Here is a 17903-nt window from a genome sequence, read left to right as displayed (position 1 = left end):
TTATGAAAATAAATTGGGGAACAGGAATCGTTATTGCATTTGTATGCTTTATTTCGTTTATCATGTACTTTGTCATAAGCATGAGTACAGATAAAAAGTATGACCATGATTTAGTAATTGAAGATTATTACGGACAAGAGCTGCAATTTCAAGCTGATTTAGATCACGAAGAAAATGCAAAAAATCTTAAAACCAATGTGTCTTGGAAAAAAACTAATGAAGGCATTGTTATTTCATTTCCAGAAGATTTAGATATTCAAAAGATTGAAGGTAAAGTGTTCCTATATAGACCATCTAACAAGCAATTAGATTTTGAAACACCGATTTCACTGTCTAACCACAATTTGCTCATACCTGACAAACGCTTGTTGGATGGTCGTTGGAACATTAAAGTAGATTGGAAATATAACACAAATTCTTATCTCTTTAAAAAAGAAATCACCTATTAAATGTTAGCATCTGCATTCATATTAGGGTTATTAGGTAGCCTACACTGCGTTGGTATGTGTGGTCCTATTGCCTTTATGTTGCCTGTAGATAGATCTAACTCCTTTAAAAAAGTAAGCCAAATTAGTATATACCACTTTGGTAGACTACTAGCTTACAGTATTATAGGATTGGTTTTTGGACTCGTTGGAAAAAGTTTTTCACTTTTTGGAATACAACAGCAACTTTCTATTGTTATTGGAATTTTAATGATAGTTATAGTCCTCTTACCTCAAAACATAATAGGAAAGTATAACCTCACAAAACCGTTATACAAAGGTATTTCTAAAGTTAAATCCTCTTTAGGAAAAGCTTTAAAAAAGAAAACAGCAGATACGTTTTTAACTATTGGTTTTCTCAATGGCTTTTTGCCTTGTGGCTTAGTCTACATGGCTGTCTTTGGATCTATAGCCACTGGCAGTTTGTTAGAAGGTAGTATTTATATGGTTTTATTCGGACTCGGAACCATTCCTTTAATGACAACAGCCATTTATTTAGGTAAATTTTTAAATAGTACTATAAAACAACGTATTCAAAAAGCAATTCCTGTTTTTGTTGTAGTTATTGGATTATTATTTATTCTGCGTGGTTTAGGCTTAGGTATTCCTTACCTCTCGCCTGCTCCAGTAATAGAGATGGCTTCAAGTGCTATTGAATGCCATTAAACACATTTTAATTGAGACAAAACTATCTTATTTAAAATATATAACTTATCTTTGTTATATAAATTAACAAACCTATGTTTTCTAAAGCTTGTGAATACGGAATTAAAGCCAGTATTTTTATTGCAGTAAATTCTTCTGAAAACAGACGTGTAAGTCCTAAAGAAATTTCTGAAGAGATTGATTCACCTCAGGCATTTACCGCAAAAATATTGCAAGCCTTAGTTAGAAACAATATTGTGAAATCGGTTAGAGGAGCTTACGGTGGTTTTGAAATTGATAAAGATAAAATTGCCACAATAAAACTCTCTCAAATTGTTTTTGCTATTGATGGAGATAACATTTATAAGGGCTGCGGATTAGGTTTACATACCTGCGATGAAAATCATCCTTGCCCTGTACACGATAAATTTAAAGTCGTTAGAGAAGAACTAAGAGAAATGCTAGAAAACACAACTTTAGAGCAGTTAGCCCTAGATATTAAATCTGGTGTCTCATTTCTAAAGATCTAAAAAAAATTTGAACACAAATAGGATAAATTTATCCGAAATAAAATTATAATATGGAAACACTTCAAAAAAATACCCAAAAAAAAATAGGACAATATGTTGCCGATGATTTTAGAACCGCAGCTATTTTTTCTAAATACAAAATTGATTTTTGTTGTAATGGTAATCGAACAGTAGAAGAAGCTTGCGATAAAAAAGGTATTGATAGCAATCTGCTCATGGATGAACTTAATCAGGTTTTAAACTCTAAAGGTGCTGAAACTATAGATTACAAATCTTGGCCTTTAGATTTATTGGCTGAATATATTGAAAAGAAACATCACCGATATGTCGAAGAGAAAACCCCTGTGCTACGTCAGTTTTTAGATAAATTATGTCGTGTGCACGGCGAGCGTCATCCAGAATTGTTTAAAATTAATGAATTGTTTACAGCGTCTGCAGGAGAATTAGCATCACACATGAAAAAAGAGGAACTCATCCTTTTTCCATTCATTAAAAAGATGGTAAACGCTAAATTAGAAGATCAAACAGTACAATCTCCTCAATTTGGAACCGTTGAAAACCCTATTGCCATGATGATGGAAGAGCACGATAACGAAGGAGCTCGATTTAGAGAGATTGATGCACTCACTAATAATTACACTCCACCTGCAGATGCTTGTAATACCTATAAAGTCACTTTTGCGATGTTGGAAGAGTTTGAAAAAGATTTGCATTTACATATTCATTTAGAGAATAATATTTTATTCCCTGAAGCTATAAAATTAGAACAACAGTTTAGTTAATAGCAATCCCTTAATACATTTCTAAACTTGAAAATCCTAAAATGTTATCCCTTGCATTTTGGGATTTTCTTCTTATTAATCTGTATATTTCTAAATCGTAATCTTAACGATGCCAAAAAAGTTAGTTGTTATATGTCTAATTAATTTTCTAATTGCAGCCCTAATGGGTTTGGCACTGCGCTTTTCATTTTTAGAATCTATTGGTATAAATTATCGGTTTTTAACACATGCGCACTCTCATGTTGCCATGTTAGGTTGGGTGTATTTAATGCTGTTTACACTGTTTGTTCATTATTTTATTCCTAATGAGCCTAAGATTTTTAATCGCTTGTTTTGGCTCACAGAACTTGCTGTTGTTGGTATGATGATTAGTTTCCCCATACAAGGTTATGCAGCACTATCCATAACATTTTCAACATTACATATCTTTTGTAGTTACTACTTTGTGTTTCTCATCTGGAAACATCTTAAGACAAAGTCTACTGCAACCGAAAAATTGTTAAAAGTATCACTCCTATTTATGATGATTTCTACCATTGGAGTTTGGTGTTTAGGACCTGCGGTTTCCATACTTGGATCAACTTCGGCCTTTTATCACATTGCCATTCAGTTCTTTTTACACTTTCAGTTTAACGGTTGGTTTTTAATTGCTGTTATTACTGTGTTTTTTCATCTATTAAAAGTTGAAGACTCTATACTATTTAGGCAGTTTTACAGGTTGTTAATTGCATCTACAATACTAACATTTGCCTTACCAATTCAATGGTTTGCGCCTCATTCGAGCTTGCCATGGATTAATGGTGTGGGTGTTATACTTCAAGTTTTAATGCTTTATAAATTCTTTCAACTTATAAAGCCTAATTCGTATTTAGCATGGCGCAAAGAATCAAAGCTTGTGACTTATATGTACGGTTTTGCATTGGTCTGTTTTATCTTAAAAGTACTGTTTCAAACCGTATCTATTTGGCCGGAATTCTCTGCAGTTGTTTACAATCACCGCAATTTTGTTATCGGATTTATTCACCTACTTATGCTGGGTGTCATTTCAGGCTTTTTATGGGCTTTTATTTTAAAAAGCAATTTCGTAAGCAATTCTAAAACTTTAAATTTTGGTGTGTACAGTTTCCTTTTAGGCTTTGTTTTAACTGAAGTGCTGCTGTTAATTCAAGGAATTATGTTTTACTTCGGAACCGGAATTCTACCCCATTATTACCTGTTATTATTTTTATTTAGCATCTTTTTACCATTAGGTATCAGTGCTTTATTATTCACTATTATTAAACAAGAAACTTATGCAACCTAAACCACAAAAACGCCATAAAGCACTTCAACCATTAAGCAGAGAACATCATCATGGCTTATTATTATCTTGGAAAATTAGAGCCGGATTTAGTAAAGACATCGCCCCTAAACGCATTAGAGCTTATGCCGATTGGTTTTTTGAAAATCACTTAATTCCCCATTTTGAAATAGAAGAAACTCACATTTTCACCATTTTAGAGCCTGAAAACGAATTAATAAAACGCGCATTAGCGGAACACAGAAGATTAAAGCGTTTATTTGAAGATCGTGACGACGACTTAAAGGTCTTGAGTAAAATTGAAGAAGAATTAGAACAGCACATCCGATTTGAAGAACGCATCTTGTTTCCCGAAATTCAGAAAGCAGCAACTGAAGCACAATTACGTCACATTGAAATTATACATCAACCTGAAAAATTTGAAGACAACGAAAGTGATGTCTTTTGGAAATCGTAAATTCAATTCATGATTTATGTCATTGCAGCTATTAATAAGTTTCCGTAACTTTAAGTAAAAGTTTTTTAATCATGAAAAAAGTACTTTTACTTACAGATTTTTCTAAGAATGCTACAAATGCAATTAGGTATGCAATGCAGTTTTTTGAGTCTAAAACATGTACATTTTACATTATGTATGTGCATAAAGTAAGTGGATATGTTACAGACGATTTATTAATGTCTCCAAAAAATTCTATTCACGATTCTATCACTAAAAAACCACAAGAAAAACTCGATGCCTTAATCGAAAAATTAAAAAATGATACCAAAACTCAAGATTATCATTTTGAAACGATAATAGATTTTGATGTGTTTACCGATGCAATTAACCAGGTGGTTCAGAAATTTTCTATCGATTTTGTAGTCATGGGAAGTAACGGAGCGTCTAATGTAAAAGAAGTTATTTTTGGTAGTAACACCATTAATGTTGTTGAGAAAGTAAAATGTAAAACCATAGTTGTACCAAGTAATTATAGTTTTTCGCCTGTTAAAGAATTTTTGGTATCCTTAAATACAGATGATAGTTTTAATAGTCACTTACTAGAACATATTATAGATTTTATAGAAGATTTTAAACTGAAACTTCACATTCTTAGAATTAGCTCAGAAAATGATGCCTCTAACATTTCATTACAAGATAAGGAAAGCATTGCATTATTAGATTCTAAATACCACCTTGTAGAAGGTGTACCCATAGATTATGCTGTTTCAAGCTACATACAAACCAACCCCATAGATATAACCGCTTTTATTACTCAAGATAAATCCTTTTTAAAACGCTTATTTAGTGCCTCTCCAAGTAAAGAGTTAACATCTAGAATGAAATTACCACTCTTAGTGTTGCACTGTCATTAAACCTATGTTAAAATAAATCTAAACCTTAAAAATTATGATAAAGTCCTTAAATAAAGAAGAGTGCCAATTGATTTTGAGCCAAAATTACATAGGGCATCTAGCATATATTTATCAAAACAAACCTTTTGTTGTACCTATTACTTATTTTTATTCAGATAATAGAATTATTTGTTACTCAGGTGATGGACATAAAATTAGCGCCATGCGTCAACACGATAAAGTAGCATTAGAAGTTACTGAAATAACCTCAATTACCAACTGGAGATCTGCTGTAGCTCATGGTCAATTTATAGAACTGGAACGCAGTAGTGCAAAAGCCATGTTACATGAATTTTCTTTAGGAGTAAAAGATGTTATAATGCGAAAAGAGTTACGCGATTTAGATTTTATTAGTGAGTTTTCTGCTAAAATAGATTCTGACGACATTCCTACAGTTTTTGTTATAAATATTGAAGAATTTACAGGAAAAATAAGACATGACTAAATAGACTTCCTAAGTCTTAAAGACTACAGCAGTGTCTTTTAAATTCGTTATAAAACTATTGAAACACACTGCTGTTTCTTTTTAAATTTCCCCTAATATTGGGAATTATGCTAAGCTTTAATTATTCAGTGTTGTTTTAAATAAACTTGGTTTAACCGTAATCATTAACCAAGCCCAATTATTAGCATTGTCTTTATTGCCCGCTTTTAAAACCTCCATCGTTTCTGTGGCAAACATTTGCGAATAGCCTACGTTAAAACTGATGTCTTTGGTCCACTTATAACCCAATACCAAATCTAATTCGGTGCCCAATGCATTGCTTATTTCTTTTCCTGTCTGGTCTACAACAGTTGCCGCAGATGAAAATATATGAGGCGTTAGTTTTGCTGAAAATCGCTCTTTTTGGTACTCTAAGCTCGCTTTAAGATCTAGTAATCCTACAGAATTAGAATGGTTGCCCACATAAAAATAATCCATCAATCCATTAAATTTATGATTCGTACCAAACCAAGGATTAAATGATTTTAGCTTGTTTTCAGCAGTGTTCATATCAGTACCTGAAAGATATTCTATACCTAATCCCGTTTTAAATTCAGCATTAATTTTATAAAAGGCATTAGCCGCAATATTAAAAGCACTCAAATCTGTGTTTGCTATTGCCCCAGTTTGAAAATAGATAGACGCATCAGTCTGCCATTTGTTTTTTTGGAATGTCATTCTAGAACCTATGGTCTGGTTATAATCTACTTTTTGCTCATCGTTTTCATCCATATAGGTTAAACCGTTGTTTAATAGTAAAACACTTAATCCAACATTTTTCAGATTAGTATGATACCATATATATTGAAATGCCTTATAATTATTAATGGCATAATCTGTGTCAAAAACAGTTTCTTCATTTGCATTTAGAGCCAAACCAAAATCGAAACGATTCGTTGTATTTGGTTGGTAAGTGGTAACTATAGCATCATGGCTTCTGGCTTGTTGTGCCCAGCCTACATTTCCAAAAATTCTGTGGTCATCGTAATTGATTTCTTGTCGACCTAATTTTACGGCTAATTTTGGATTAAAAACTAATTCTGCCCAAGCTTCATGCAATGCAATTCCGTTTTTGTCTTCCAAAGACGTAGTTGGAACATCGCCCCAAACTCTCACATTTTGAAACGATACAAAAGCATTCAATGTTTCACTTCCGTAATTAAAATTTAATCGTGTACGTTGCGATATAAATGTTGCAGCGTCTACATCATCTGGAATCAGCGTTTTATAACCATGTCTGTATTCAAATCGTGGTCTTAATTCTGCCGAAATTTCAAACTCTTGAGCATAGGATGTCATTACAACTCCTAAGCAAAGAATTGTTAGTAGTATTTTCATCTTTAAATTAGTATTGGGTTAACTGAAGGATGGCTTCAATAGTTTCTTTATTATCTACGCCTAAACCTTCTTGTTGGTGTTTTAATTCTCCTGCTGGATTAAACACACTAATAATATTAGAATGCGAAAAGTCTATTGGAGAAATCTCTTTATATTTTACAGATAATACATTGGCAAATTCTCTAACTCCATCAACTGTACCTTGTAAAAACGTCCATTGCTCACCGTCCATTTCATTTTCTATGGCGAATGCTTTTAGACGCTCAGGAGTATCTGTTTCAGGATCAATAGAGACCAATGCGAATTGTACATTCTCAATATTTTCAGTAGGAATTTTAGCTTCAATATTTCGCATATCGGCCACCAATCTTGGGCAAGCTGCTTTACACGAGGTATAAATCATTACCATAACTAAAGTTTTTCCTTTAAGGTCTTCAAGTTGAATTTCATTACCTTCTTCAGTATGCCATTTACTCGTTAAGTTGAAAATAGATTCCTCTGAAATCTCATCAGTTTCTATATCTTTTGAAGCTGTTTCTAATTGTTTTAAATCCATGTTACAAACAGGACAGCTACCTGCTTCATCATAAGTTTTGTCTCCTTCGCATTGCATTGGACATTGGTACATAACTAATGATGTGTCAGATGTTTTTGATGCATCCGATTTGCATGATGTTACAACCATTAACAATACCAACACTGAGATTGTTAATTTTAAATAGTTACTCACGTTATTTATATGGATGACGTGTTTGTGATTTTTCTTTGAAACGTTCATTTGTTTTCTTTTTTAATATCTTGTACGCATCTAAAGCCTAGGTTTTTCATAGAGTATTTAGCTTTTAAACTTCCTCTAATAGCATAACGCATAAATGCAGCATAATTCATTAAATCTGTAGCATTAACTGCTGCACTTCCACAGAATAGATTACTATCCTTATCTACATCTTTTCTAGATTCTCCAGTGATTAATACCGAATTAAAATCTAAAGTCCATTCCCAAACTAAACCGTGTAAATCGTAAACGCCCCAAGCATTTTTTGGTGTTTCACCGATGCGGTTTTCCTTTGTTCTAGGAGCTTCGTACCAAGCTAAAATTTGTGCGTTATAAGATGGTTTAACACGTGCATCTTTTGTGGTTTCGTCTGCCATGGCAACATATTCCCATTCGTCAATTGTTGGTAAACGTTTATTTTGACATTCGCAATAGGCTTTTGCAGCAAACCACGACACGTAGTTAACCGGACTATTAGGGTGAATAGAGTCGTTTGGTTCTAAATCGGTTTTCCAATTAGATAAATAGCTTTTATCTGCAAATAACGACACAATCTTAGATTTCCTCCATTTAGGATTATCTTTTAAAAACTGCTTATAATTTTCAGTAGATACAGGATAGATATCCATCTTAAAATCTTTGACTTCAACGACTGTAGAATCTCTTCCGTATAAAGGAATATAACGGCTCCCTTCTATAAGAACCATGTCTTTAGCCTGCCCAAACATTAAAGATTGAACTCCTAAACACAACATGAACAAACTAAAGACTTTGGTTTTCATAATATTATTTCTTTTTAACGTCGTCAACCATCTTTTTGGTTACTACTTTTTTAGAATTTCCCCAACTGTTGTAAACGTAAGTTAATACATTTGCGACATCGTCTGAAGAAATCATTTGCTTGGTCATAACGCTATTATACTTCTCACCGTTTACAGTGATTTCGCCACTTAATCCATTGATAACAACTCCAATTGCTCTATCTACATCGGCATTTAAATAATCTGACTTTGCCAAAGGAGGAAACGCATTAGGAATACCTTGCCCTTCGGCTTGGTGACAAGCAAAACAGGTTTGCATATAGATTTGTTTTCCAAATTCCATTTGTTCTTCAAAAGATTTTGCTGGAATTTCAGATTCTACAATTTCATCAGTTGTTGGCATGTTTTGTATTCCTGGTCCTTCAGGCAAATAAATACCTTCTCTAATTTCACCAGAGTAGATTTTCTTTTCTTCTTCACCTTCCACTTTAAGCATTCCTAAAGCCCCTTTATTAAAGGCTCTAAAAATGGAATGATCTACTAAGATAAATGTTCCTGGAACATCAACTCTAAACTCTACTATAGCTGCACCTCCTGCCGGAATTAATGTAGTTTGTACATTTTCATTTACGAGGTCACCACCTTCAACGTGTACTTTATCAAATATTTCACCAATAACATGGAAAGAAGAGACGAGGTTTGGTCCACCATTACCAACATAAAGTCTAACTGTTTCACCGACTTTGGCTGTTATAGCATTATCACCAGTTAAGGCACCAACGCTTCCGTTAAATACAACATAGTCGGCATTTTCGTCAACGGCTTTTTGCATATCAAAAGGCTGTAAGCCACGTTCACCGTTTTTACCTTTGGTATAAAAATCACCTTGCATAATATAATATTCCTTATCTACTTGTGGTAGTCCGCCTTCTGGTTCTACGAGAATAAGACCATACATTCCATTTGCAATATGCATTCCTACAGGTGCTGTTGCACAGTGGTAAACATAAAGGCCTGGGTTTAATGTTTTAAAGGAAAATGTTTTTTCATGTCCTGGTGCTACAAAAGAAGATTCTGCTCCACCTCCTGGCCCCGTTACAGCATGTAAATCTATATTGTGTGGTAGTTTATTGTCTGGGTGATTAGATAATGTAAATTCTACTTCATCACCTACTCGTGTTCTAATAAAACTACCTGGTACAGAACCTCCAAAGGTCCAATATACATACTTTACTCCATCTGTTAATTCGCCTTCTTCTTCAAGAATTTCCATATTAACAATAAGCTTTTTTGCCTTTCGTCTACCAACTGGTGTTGGTACATTTGGCGGAGCAGTTAATTCTGCTATCATTTCTCTACTTACGGGAATTTCTGCGGTACTAGAATTCTCTTTTTGATCATTCTCTTTACAAGATGATAAAATGAGTAATCCTGAAGCTACAATGCCTAATAATAATTTTAATGTTCTCATTTTGGTTGTGGTTTTTAGTGTTTAAAAATATAATTACATCTATCTGTTTTAAATAGGACAAAATTGTCTTATTAATAATCAAAAGTAGCTTATAGTATATATTAAAAATATGATATTTATCAGGATAAGGCGTCATTTACTAAAAATGAGTCTCTAAAAACAAAAAATGCCAGAAAACTTAATCTCTGGCATTTTAGTTTGATATTAAAAAACTAACTACTAAAATATCAAAATTATATTTTGAATGTCATAACTGGTAAAGTAGAATGATTTGCAATATCTTCAGAGATACTACCTTCAAAAATATGCGACAAGCCTTTTCTACCATGGGTTGCAACAGCAATAACATCTGCTCCAATAACATTAGAGAAGTTAAGTATCCCTTTCTCTATAGAATAATCGGAAACCACATTAACACTTTTCAAATTGTCTAAATTACCTTCTGCTTTTCTTAAAAAGTTAGCGACTTTTTTATCTATTTCAGAAGAGCTTCTAAAATTGCCATCAGGAGAATTTACATAAACCAAATGCATTTTAGAACCAAGTTTATTGAAAGTTGTCTTTGCTTTTAAATACGGAGCAACAGCTTCTTCTGAAAAATCACTAGCAAAAACAGCATTTTCAAAATCTAACAAAATTGGATTATGTTTAATGACTAAGACCGGAATATTAGCATACCTAACAACTTTTTGAGTATTAGAACCTATCAAAACTTCTTTTACTCCACTTATGCCTTGAGATCCCATGACAATAAGATCTGCACCATGCTCTTCTGCGAGATCATTAACTTCGCTCCAAACTTTAAAATGTTTTACTATTGGTGTTACTTTTACATCCTTTAAATAAGGTTTATCTAAAAAAGTTTCAAACTTTTGTTCTGCTAATTTTAAATAAAAAACAACTTCTTGGTTTTGTGATTCTGTGGCTGACGATATAATTGCATAAGACAATTCTAGCATGTGCAATACAATAAGCTCAGAGCCATATTTATTAGCTAAACCTGCAGCAGCTTCGAGTGCAAATTCAGAATGTTCTGAAAAATCTACTGGTACAATTATTTTTTTCATTGTATTAAAGTTTTAAATTGTCATTGAAAACAACTGTGTTTCTGGCTTTTTTCGTTGCAATAACAGATCGAAAGCCATACATATATTTCTTATAAAAGGTTTTCCTTTTTCTGTAACAATCACTTGGTTTGTTCTAAATTGAAGCAAACCATCCAATTCAAATTCTTTTAATTTTATGAGAATTTCGGGTAATTCTTCAAATAATAAATTAACCTCCTTCCATGACGTTTCAAAATTGCACATCAGATTAAGAATGTGTTTTCTAATCACTAAATCTTCAGTATTTAAAATATGTCCTTTAAACACCGGAATAATATTGTGCTCTAATAAGTGATAGTATTCTTCATTCGATTTTACATTTTGCGCAAAACCATACCAACTATCGCTAATTGAAGATACCCCTAAACCAATCATAGCTTGTGTTTTAGAGGCTGTATATCCCATAAAATTACGATGTAATGTTTTATTTTCCATCGCTTCATAGAGTGAATCGCTTTTTAAAGCAAAATGATCCATGCCAATTTCTACATAACCAGCCTCTTCAAAATATTGTTTTCCGGTTTCGTATTGTAAACGCTTAGATTCTGGGGTTGGCAAATCGGTTTCACTAAATCCTCGCTGTCCATTTCCTTTAATCCAAGGGACATGTGCATAACTATAAAACGCAATGCGGTCTGGCATTAACGCTTTAGTTTTATTGATCGTTTCTGTAACATCTATTTCGGTTTGAAATGGTAAACCAAAAATGATATCATGTCCAACAGAGGTATAACCAATTTTACGAGCTAAATCTGTGGCACGTTTTACGTTTTCAAAAGGCTGAATGCGATTAATGGCTTTTTGAATATTAAGGTTATAATCTTGAACTCCATAGCTCACACGTCTAAACCCTAAATCGTACAAAGTTTGAAGGTGTGCTTCAGTGGTATTATTAGGATGACCTTCAAAACTAAATTCGTAGTCTTCTGCCAATTCTGCACTCCTTAAAAGTCCCGAAATCAAAAACTGAAGATTCTCAGGAGAGAAAAATGTTGGTGTACCACCACCGAGATGTAATTCTTTAATCCTTGGTTTGCTTCCTAATAATTTGAGGTATAAGCTCCACTCTTTTAAAACCGCTTTTATATATGGCGATTCTACTTCATGTCGTTTGGTTATACGTTTATGACAACCACAAAAGGTACAAAGACTTTCGCAAAACGGTAAATGAATATAAAGGCTTAAGCCTTCGGACGTGTTACTTTCTTCAAAAGAACGTTTTAAAGAAGCTTTCCATTGTTCTAAAGAAAATGATTCCAAATTCCAATAAGGGACCGTTGGATAGCTTGTATAACGAGGTCCAGAAACATTATATTTACTAATTAAAGAGTGACTCATGGCTTAAAATTCACAGCCAAAATTAATGGTATATAGACTTTTAAAATATGATATTTGTCATATAGAATAAAATATCATATTTAAGAATCTCAATTCACCTTGCACAAAAGTATTTATCTGCTTAACTTTACTAAAAAATTAAAACTCAGCTTATGAAAAGCATAAAATTCTTATCTGTACTTCTAGTTATTTCTTTAGTATTTACATCTTGTAAACAAGAAAAAGAAAAGGAAGAGGTTAAAAAAGAAACCGTTGAAAACACAATTAAATACATTGTTAAACCAGAAGCAACTTCTGTAAAATGGACAGCTTATAAGACAACCGAAAAAGTACCTGTTGGTGGAGAATTTACAACTTTGAATTTTAAAGAAAAAGAAGGTGCATCTCCAAGTGAAGCTCTAAATAATTTAGATTTTTCTATTCCAATTAGTAGCTTGTTTACAAAAGACGAATCTAGAGATGAAAAACTAAAAACATCATTCTTTGGTGCTATGTTAAATACTGACTTACTAAAAGGTACAATTAAATATATGGATAACGCATATATTGCCTCTATTACAATGAATGGGGTTACTGCAGATTTACCTTTAGAGGTTAACATTACTGATGAAAGACGTGTTACTATGAAAGGCACAATGCAACTAAAAGATTGGGATGCATTAGGAGCATTAGAAACATTAAACAAAGCTTGTTTTGATCTTCATAAAGGTGCTGATGGAGTTAGCAAAACTTGGGAAGATGTCGCTATTGAGGTGAGTACTTATTTACGTGATAAATAATAAAAACTGTATATACAATCTACTTATTGTTCATCTAATCACTAGCAAATGCATTAACAATATTATTGATTGAGTTCTTTAATCATTACTTACTTCCATAATTTTAACACACACACTTAAGATATCTTTATGGCATCTGTTTAGATACGCTCGTAATATCGTTTTTGATAAAAAAGGACTGTATTACAGAATTAAAGAAAGTGCACTTTAGTGATTTGCATGGTTCAGGCTTGAGCATTGTAAAAGGTATTGGAGACAAATTAATGTCAAGTATTCTTATACAAGCAAAAACAACCTATAAGACAACCACAAAGACTACTGGTATCAAAAAGTTTGTAATTCAGTTACATTATTAACTTTAGTAAAATAATTAAAATCAATCATGAAAAGTTTAAAATTAATAACACTTGCATTTGCAATGATATTTGCAATAGCTTGTAAAGACTCAAAAAAAGATTCTGAAACCAAGATTAAAACCGAAAATGTTACAGAACAAAATTCAACTGAAAAAAGATTATCGGTATCACTATACCCAAAAAGCGGCAGTAATGTAGAAGGTACCATTAATTTTGTAGAAAAAAACGGTTTTGTAACTATGGTTGGAACTGTTAAAGGTTTAGAAGAAGGGCAACATGCCATACATATTCATGAAAAAGCAGATTGCTCTTCAGAAGACGGATCGTCTTCTGGCGGTCATTGGAATCCTACTGGGCAACCACATGGTGCTTGGGGAGACAAAGCGGGCTATCACAAAGGTGATATTGGTAATATCACAGCAAATGCAAACGGTCGTGCAACTGTAAGCAAATCTACAAATGAATGGTGTATTGGTTGTGGAGACGAAACAAAGGATATTTTAGGCAAAGCAATTATTGTACATATTGGTATCGATGATTTAACATCACAACCTTCTGGTAATGCTGGCGCTCGTATTGGATGTGCTGGTATTATTAAGTAATTATAAAATACCACTCATAAAGGTATCATAACATAAGATACCTAAATATATCGCATAAAAAAAGCGACCTGAAATTCAGGTCGCTTTTTTTATTACAGATAACTTTCTTATTATGATTTCGTAACAATAGTTAACTCATCAACAATATGTTTTGCATTAGAGTATTTATCAATTAACCATAGTACATATCTAATATCTACATTAATGGTACGTTGTAAATCTTTATCGAAAATTACATCACCTGCCATAGCTTCAATGTTTCCATCAAATGCTAAACCAATTAATTCTCCTTTTCCATTAACAACAGGCGAACCAGAATTACCTCCAGTAATGTCATTATCTGTTAAGAAGTTTACAGGTAATTGACCACGTTCGTTAGCATAACGTCCATAATCTTTCTTTTCGTAGATATCTAACATGCTTTGGTCTAAATCAAACTCACTATCGTTAGGCTTGTACTTTTTAATCATACCTTGAAACGTAGTATAATTGTTTTCATTTGCATCGTTTCTTTTATCTGCAGGTAAAGCTCTCACTTTTCCGTAAGATAAACGTAAAGTAGAATTTGCATCAGGATATTTTATATCACTTAATCCAGATTCACGTAAACCTTTTACTAATAATCTAAAAGACGCCTGATAATCGTTTGTTGGCTGCTCTAAACTCTCAGGACTTTCTCTATATTTATCTAATAATTGGTTTGATAATTTTAATAACGGATCATTCTCTAAAATAGCTTTATCAGGATACTGTAAGAATGCTAAAGCACCTTCTTTAGATGAAAACAGGCTTAAATCAAAAATAGCGTTAGTATAAGCTGTAAAATCATTATTGTTTTTTTCTCCTATTTCTGCCACTAATTCTGGTAAAGAATAATTAGATTTTGAAGCCAACAAGCCTAATTGTTTCGCTAAAATTTCCTTTTCTAATGGCAAATGATAATTTTGATAAGAGTTTTCAATAAAAGCTTCAAGTCTTGGTAAAAGGTTTTTACGTTCTGCTTCACTAGCATTCACATATTGTGTTAAACCAGACCCAATTCTGTAAGGTAAAACGGCAAATTTACTAGAGCGTAACATTCCTAATAAATAATTACTTTGTCTCGCTTTTTCATTTGTTAAGTTATAATAGTTATTGATATTTTCAATAACTTTTCCGTACATAGCTTTATTCGCCTTCTTATTAGCCCATTTATTAAATTTAGCTTCAGTTTTGCTCTTTTTCTCTACGGTTTTATGCTCAGTTAAAGCTTTTATCATTCCTGCTCTATTTTTCCAATAGTTAGCAATACTAGCATAGCTTGATGCATACATTAGGTTTACAGATTCGTCTGCGTCCATGTATTTTTTCATCACATCCATACTTAATTTTGAGCCTTCAACCCAAGCAGGATATGCATATTTTACATTTTGCTCTACACCTTGTGCTGGCATCCAACGGTTGGTACGACCAGGATATCCCAAAATCATAGCAAAATCATTTTCCTTTACTCCATCAATATTAACAGGTAAATGATATTTTGCTTTTAAAGGCACATTATCAGTTGAATATTCTGCTGGATTTCCATCTGCATCTGCATAAACTCTGAATAATGAAAAATCACCAGTATGTCTTGGCCATTCCCAGTTATCTGTGTCTCCACCATATTTACCTACATTCTCTGGAGGTGTTCCTACTAAACGCACATCAGTATAATCTTCGTAAACGAAATAATAAAACTCATTTCCTTGATAAAATGAACGTACAGAAACAGTGTATTTTCCTCCTTCATTATTTTCTTGTTCAATTTTAGCTATTTCTTTGTTAAGTGCAGCTTCACGCTCTTTTTCACTCATGCTATCATTTACTTGAGCTAACATACGCTTAGAGACATCATCCATTCTTACGAAAAAGCGAACATATAGGCTTTCTGGCTTCATTTCTTCTGCCAATGATCCTGCCCAAAATCCATTCTTTAAATGGTTTTGTTCTGCAGTAGATAATTCAGCAATAGCATCATAACCACAGTGATGATTTGTTAGTACCAATCCGCTATCTGAAACAATACTTGCTGTACAACCACCATTAAATTGTATAATGGCATCCTTTAAACTCTGATTGTTAATACTGTAAATTTCTTCGGGTGTTAATTGTAAACCCATTTTTTGCATATCGCGATGATTTAAACGCTCAATATGCATTAAAAACCACATACCTTCATTTGCCATTGCTGGCGATAATGAAATGATAAAGGCAATAATTGTAAGGGATATTCTCTTCATGTTTTGTTGTTTTATTTATGGCCATAAAAATACAGAAATTTAAGTTGTTTTTATAGCCGATAAAGTGTTAAAGCTTTATCTTTTTAAATAAAAAAGTGTCTACTCTTTAAAGCCATATTTCCATTAATAAAAACTCAAAACCATCATAAAAAACTCATTACCCAATACACTAGTACTACTCATACAGCAAGTGCTTCAATTAAAGGGCATCAATGTTACAACTCCTAAGATTGCTGTGGCAAGCAAAATTTTGTTAACAAAATAAATTAATGATTTATAACTATAAAAATTTAACTTTGCAGCTTCAATCTTTATGTTATGAATCCATCAGCTAATGGCTGGATAAAAAAATTACTCAATCAAGTTTCTGAAATCGTGTATTCTCAGACTGAGACTGATGCGTTTTATATTAATTTAAAACGTACTGGGTTTATATATGGAAGTAATATTAAAGTGGTATTAAATATTGTTAAACCCTTTGAACTTAGTGAAGAAGAACGTTGTAAAACCAATTTACTGCTAACCTTCTATTACATTTACAACAAGGAAAATCCTAAGGAACAATTCACCGAAAGCCTCATTAGATATTACAAGTCTATCAGTGACCAAAAACAATCATTTTTTGAAGATTTATTTAGCGATAAATCACCTGATAGTTTGTTGGAAAAAATCATTCATAAGCGTATACATATTGATGATAATTTTATTTCAAAAAGTTTTAATTATTTTTTAATTAACGCCCTTTTATTCGTTGATGTTTTAGGGTATCATCGTTTTTTAAAAGACGAAAAAAACATTAAAAACTATGTTGAAAATCTTGAATCTGCATTAGAAACTATTGTGTTTTCAGTTATTGAAAACAAGACTGTAAAATCTGAATACGATGAAAACCTTATTAAACTGTTTGAAGGTTCTATTCGTTATAAAAACGCTGAGCTTCTAACCTATAATGATGCTATTTCAATTATAAATGAACCTTTAGAAAAGCTGTACGTCATAGATTTAGTCTGTATGGCATCGTGGACTGACAAGATTATAGACAACGAAGAAAAAAGTTTTTTAAGTCAATTAAAAACTGATTTAGGTGTCGATAATACAGTTATTGTAAGATCCATAAATGACATTAACCTATTTTATGATGAGCATAAAGATGAGGTCGCGTTTTTAAGTTCTAAAAATTTAGCACAAAGTTTTTATGATAATAGTAGTAAAGTCGTTTCAAAATTGATCAAACGAAACAGCAAACGTTTAATTAAAGAGTTGTCTGAAAGTAAAGAAGCCTTATACCTATTAACCCAATCTACACAACGTAATCTGACGGACGAAGAACAGAAAAAAATTCAAACGCAACTCATAGACATCTTTAAATCCATACCTAGTTTAGCCATCTTTATGTTACCTGGCGGTATGTTGCTTTTCCCCTTGTTTATTAAGTTTATTCCTAAGTTATTACCTTCAGCTTTTGACGACAATAGAATAGAAGACAAGGACTAAAACC

Annotated in this window: 18 protein-coding genes; 11 read left to right on the top strand and 7 right to left on the bottom strand. The window is 32.6% G+C overall.

From position 1 onward, the window contains the following. The first annotated feature begins 2 nt into the window (after window positions 1–2). The 8 genes from ABD730_RS06705 to ABD730_RS06670 all read left to right on the top strand — a co-directional run bounded on the left by ABD730_RS06705 (window position 3) and on the right by ABD730_RS06670 (window position 5579). The gene (locus ABD730_RS06705) at window positions 3–449 is read left to right on the top strand and encodes a FixH family protein (protein ID WP_215925367.1); all 447 of its coding nucleotides are present in this window, start codon (window positions 3–5) and stop codon (window positions 447–449) included. Beyond that, window positions 450–1151, top strand: a complete 702-nt coding sequence (locus ABD730_RS06700) for a sulfite exporter TauE/SafE family protein (RefSeq protein WP_215925368.1) — start codon at window positions 450–452, stop codon at window positions 1149–1151. It begins immediately after the preceding gene. 74 nt (window positions 1152–1225) lie between these two features. Then, window positions 1226–1660: an RrF2 family transcriptional regulator gene (locus ABD730_RS06695; protein WP_334467227.1), complete on the top strand. Its 435-nt coding sequence runs from the start codon at window positions 1226–1228 to the stop codon at window positions 1658–1660. Window positions 1661–1710: 50 nt separating this feature from the next. Then, window positions 1711–2442, top strand: coding sequence for an iron-sulfur cluster repair di-iron protein (ric, locus tag ABD730_RS06690; RefSeq protein WP_344713462.1), 732 nt, complete (start codon window positions 1711–1713; stop codon window positions 2440–2442). A 109-nt stretch (window positions 2443–2551) separates the two neighbouring features. Next, entirely contained in the window at window positions 2552–3745 is a 1194-nt protein-coding gene (locus tag ABD730_RS06685; RefSeq protein WP_344713460.1) for a hypothetical protein, read from the top strand. Beyond that, window positions 3735–4199, top strand: coding sequence for a hemerythrin domain-containing protein (locus ABD730_RS06680; protein WP_344713458.1), 465 nt, complete (start codon window positions 3735–3737; stop codon window positions 4197–4199). Before ABD730_RS06685 ends, ABD730_RS06680 begins: the two co-directional genes overlap by 11 nt. A gap of 71 nt (window positions 4200–4270) precedes the next feature. Continuing rightward, window positions 4271–5095, top strand: a complete 825-nt coding sequence (locus tag ABD730_RS06675) for a universal stress protein (protein ID WP_344713456.1) — start codon at window positions 4271–4273, stop codon at window positions 5093–5095. A gap of 34 nt (window positions 5096–5129) precedes the next feature. Beyond that, a complete protein-coding gene (locus tag ABD730_RS06670; protein WP_344713454.1) occupies window positions 5130–5579 on the top strand; it encodes a pyridoxamine 5'-phosphate oxidase family protein in 450 nt (149 codons plus the stop codon). A 117-nt stretch (window positions 5580–5696) separates the two neighbouring features. Here the strand turns inward: ABD730_RS06670 and ABD730_RS06665 are convergent, their stop codons facing one another. From ABD730_RS06665 to hemN, 6 genes are all read right to left on the bottom strand, one after another. Then, window positions 5697–6956: an alginate export family protein gene (locus ABD730_RS06665; protein WP_344713452.1), complete on the bottom strand. Its 1260-nt coding sequence runs from the start codon at window positions 6954–6956 to the stop codon at window positions 5697–5699. 7 nt (window positions 6957–6963) lie between these two features. Further along, entirely contained in the window at window positions 6964–7584 is a 621-nt protein-coding gene (locus ABD730_RS06660; protein WP_425583513.1) for an SCO family protein, read from the bottom strand. Window positions 7585–7730: 146 nt separating this feature from the next. Next, window positions 7731–8513, bottom strand: a complete 783-nt coding sequence (locus ABD730_RS06655) for a formylglycine-generating enzyme family protein (RefSeq protein WP_344713450.1) — start codon at window positions 8511–8513, stop codon at window positions 7731–7733. 4 nt (window positions 8514–8517) lie between these two features. Beyond that, window positions 8518–9963, bottom strand: a complete 1446-nt coding sequence (nirK, locus tag ABD730_RS06650; RefSeq protein WP_215925377.1) for a copper-containing nitrite reductase — start codon at window positions 9961–9963, stop codon at window positions 8518–8520. Between the two features lie 233 nt (window positions 9964–10196). Beyond that, entirely contained in the window at window positions 10197–11030 is an 834-nt protein-coding gene (locus ABD730_RS06645; RefSeq protein ID WP_334467212.1) for a universal stress protein, read from the bottom strand. 12 nt (window positions 11031–11042) lie between these two features. Then, a complete protein-coding gene (gene hemN / locus ABD730_RS06640; RefSeq protein ID WP_344713445.1) occupies window positions 11043–12407 on the bottom strand; it encodes an oxygen-independent coproporphyrinogen III oxidase in 1365 nt (454 codons plus the stop codon). Between the two features lie 152 nt (window positions 12408–12559). Between hemN and ABD730_RS06635 the strand changes: the two genes are divergently transcribed. Both ABD730_RS06635 and ABD730_RS06630 read left to right on the top strand, forming a co-directional pair. Then, the gene (locus tag ABD730_RS06635) at window positions 12560–13186 is read left to right on the top strand and encodes a YceI family protein (RefSeq protein WP_344713443.1); all 627 of its coding nucleotides are present in this window, start codon (window positions 12560–12562) and stop codon (window positions 13184–13186) included. A gap of 382 nt (window positions 13187–13568) precedes the next feature. After that, window positions 13569–14144, top strand: a complete 576-nt coding sequence (locus ABD730_RS06630; protein ID WP_344713441.1) for a superoxide dismutase family protein — start codon at window positions 13569–13571, stop codon at window positions 14142–14144. A gap of 110 nt (window positions 14145–14254) precedes the next feature. On the opposite strand, the gene ABD730_RS06625 is transcribed toward ABD730_RS06630, so the two are convergent. Then, a complete protein-coding gene (locus tag ABD730_RS06625) occupies window positions 14255–16405 on the bottom strand; it encodes a S46 family peptidase (RefSeq protein WP_215925382.1) in 2151 nt (716 codons plus the stop codon). A 318-nt stretch (window positions 16406–16723) separates the two neighbouring features. Between ABD730_RS06625 and ABD730_RS06620 the strand changes: the two genes are divergently transcribed. Next, window positions 16724–17899 carry an LETM1-related biofilm-associated protein gene (locus ABD730_RS06620; protein ID WP_344713437.1) on the top strand — a complete coding sequence of 392 codons (1176 nt, stop codon included), beginning with the start codon at window positions 16724–16726 and terminating at the stop codon, window positions 17897–17899. Window positions 17900–17903 lie beyond the last annotated feature (4 nt).

Source organism: Winogradskyella damuponensis, assembly GCF_039538385.1.
GTDB lineage: Bacteria > Bacteroidota > Bacteroidia > Flavobacteriales > Flavobacteriaceae > Winogradskyella > Winogradskyella damuponensis.
The sequence above is the reverse complement of the archived record's forward strand: the minus strand, read 5'-3'. Positions and strand labels throughout refer to the sequence as shown.

Excerpts from the sequence above, each read along its gene's own strand:
- ABD730_RS06705 (WP_215925367.1), top strand. The coding sequence starts at position 3 with ATGAAAATAAATTGGGGAACAGGAATCGTTATTGCATTTGTATGCTTT.
- ABD730_RS06700 (WP_215925368.1), top strand. The coding sequence starts at position 450 with ATGTTAGCATCTGCATTCATATTAGGGTTATTAGGTAGCCTACACTGC.
- ABD730_RS06695 (WP_334467227.1), top strand. The coding sequence starts at position 1,226 with ATGTTTTCTAAAGCTTGTGAATACGGAATTAAAGCCAGTATTTTTATT.
- ric (WP_344713462.1), top strand. The coding sequence starts at position 1,711 with ATGGAAACACTTCAAAAAAATACCCAAAAAAAAATAGGACAATATGTT.
- ABD730_RS06685 (WP_344713460.1), top strand. The coding sequence starts at position 2,552 with ATGCCAAAAAAGTTAGTTGTTATATGTCTAATTAATTTTCTAATTGCA.
- ABD730_RS06680 (WP_344713458.1), top strand. The coding sequence starts at position 3,735 with ATGCAACCTAAACCACAAAAACGCCATAAAGCACTTCAACCATTAAGC.
- ABD730_RS06675 (WP_344713456.1), top strand. The coding sequence starts at position 4,271 with ATGAAAAAAGTACTTTTACTTACAGATTTTTCTAAGAATGCTACAAAT.
- ABD730_RS06670 (WP_344713454.1), top strand. The coding sequence starts at position 5,130 with ATGATAAAGTCCTTAAATAAAGAAGAGTGCCAATTGATTTTGAGCCAA.
- ABD730_RS06665 (WP_344713452.1), bottom strand. The coding sequence starts at position 6,956 with ATGAAAATACTACTAACAATTCTTTGCTTAGGAGTTGTAATGACATCC.
- ABD730_RS06660 (WP_425583513.1), bottom strand. The coding sequence starts at position 7,584 with ATGTACCAATGTCCAATGCAATGCGAAGGAGACAAAACTTATGATGAA.
- ABD730_RS06655 (WP_344713450.1), bottom strand. The coding sequence starts at position 8,513 with ATGAAAACCAAAGTCTTTAGTTTGTTCATGTTGTGTTTAGGAGTTCAA.
- nirK (WP_215925377.1), bottom strand. The coding sequence starts at position 9,963 with ATGAGAACATTAAAATTATTATTAGGCATTGTAGCTTCAGGATTACTC.
- ABD730_RS06645 (WP_334467212.1), bottom strand. The coding sequence starts at position 11,030 with ATGAAAAAAATAATTGTACCAGTAGATTTTTCAGAACATTCTGAATTT.
- hemN (WP_344713445.1), bottom strand. The coding sequence starts at position 12,407 with ATGAGTCACTCTTTAATTAGTAAATATAATGTTTCTGGACCTCGTTAT.
- ABD730_RS06635 (WP_344713443.1), top strand. The coding sequence starts at position 12,560 with ATGAAAAGCATAAAATTCTTATCTGTACTTCTAGTTATTTCTTTAGTA.
- ABD730_RS06630 (WP_344713441.1), top strand. The coding sequence starts at position 13,569 with ATGAAAAGTTTAAAATTAATAACACTTGCATTTGCAATGATATTTGCA.
- ABD730_RS06625 (WP_215925382.1), bottom strand. The coding sequence starts at position 16,405 with ATGAAGAGAATATCCCTTACAATTATTGCCTTTATCATTTCATTATCG.
- ABD730_RS06620 (WP_344713437.1), top strand. The coding sequence starts at position 16,724 with ATGAATCCATCAGCTAATGGCTGGATAAAAAAATTACTCAATCAAGTT.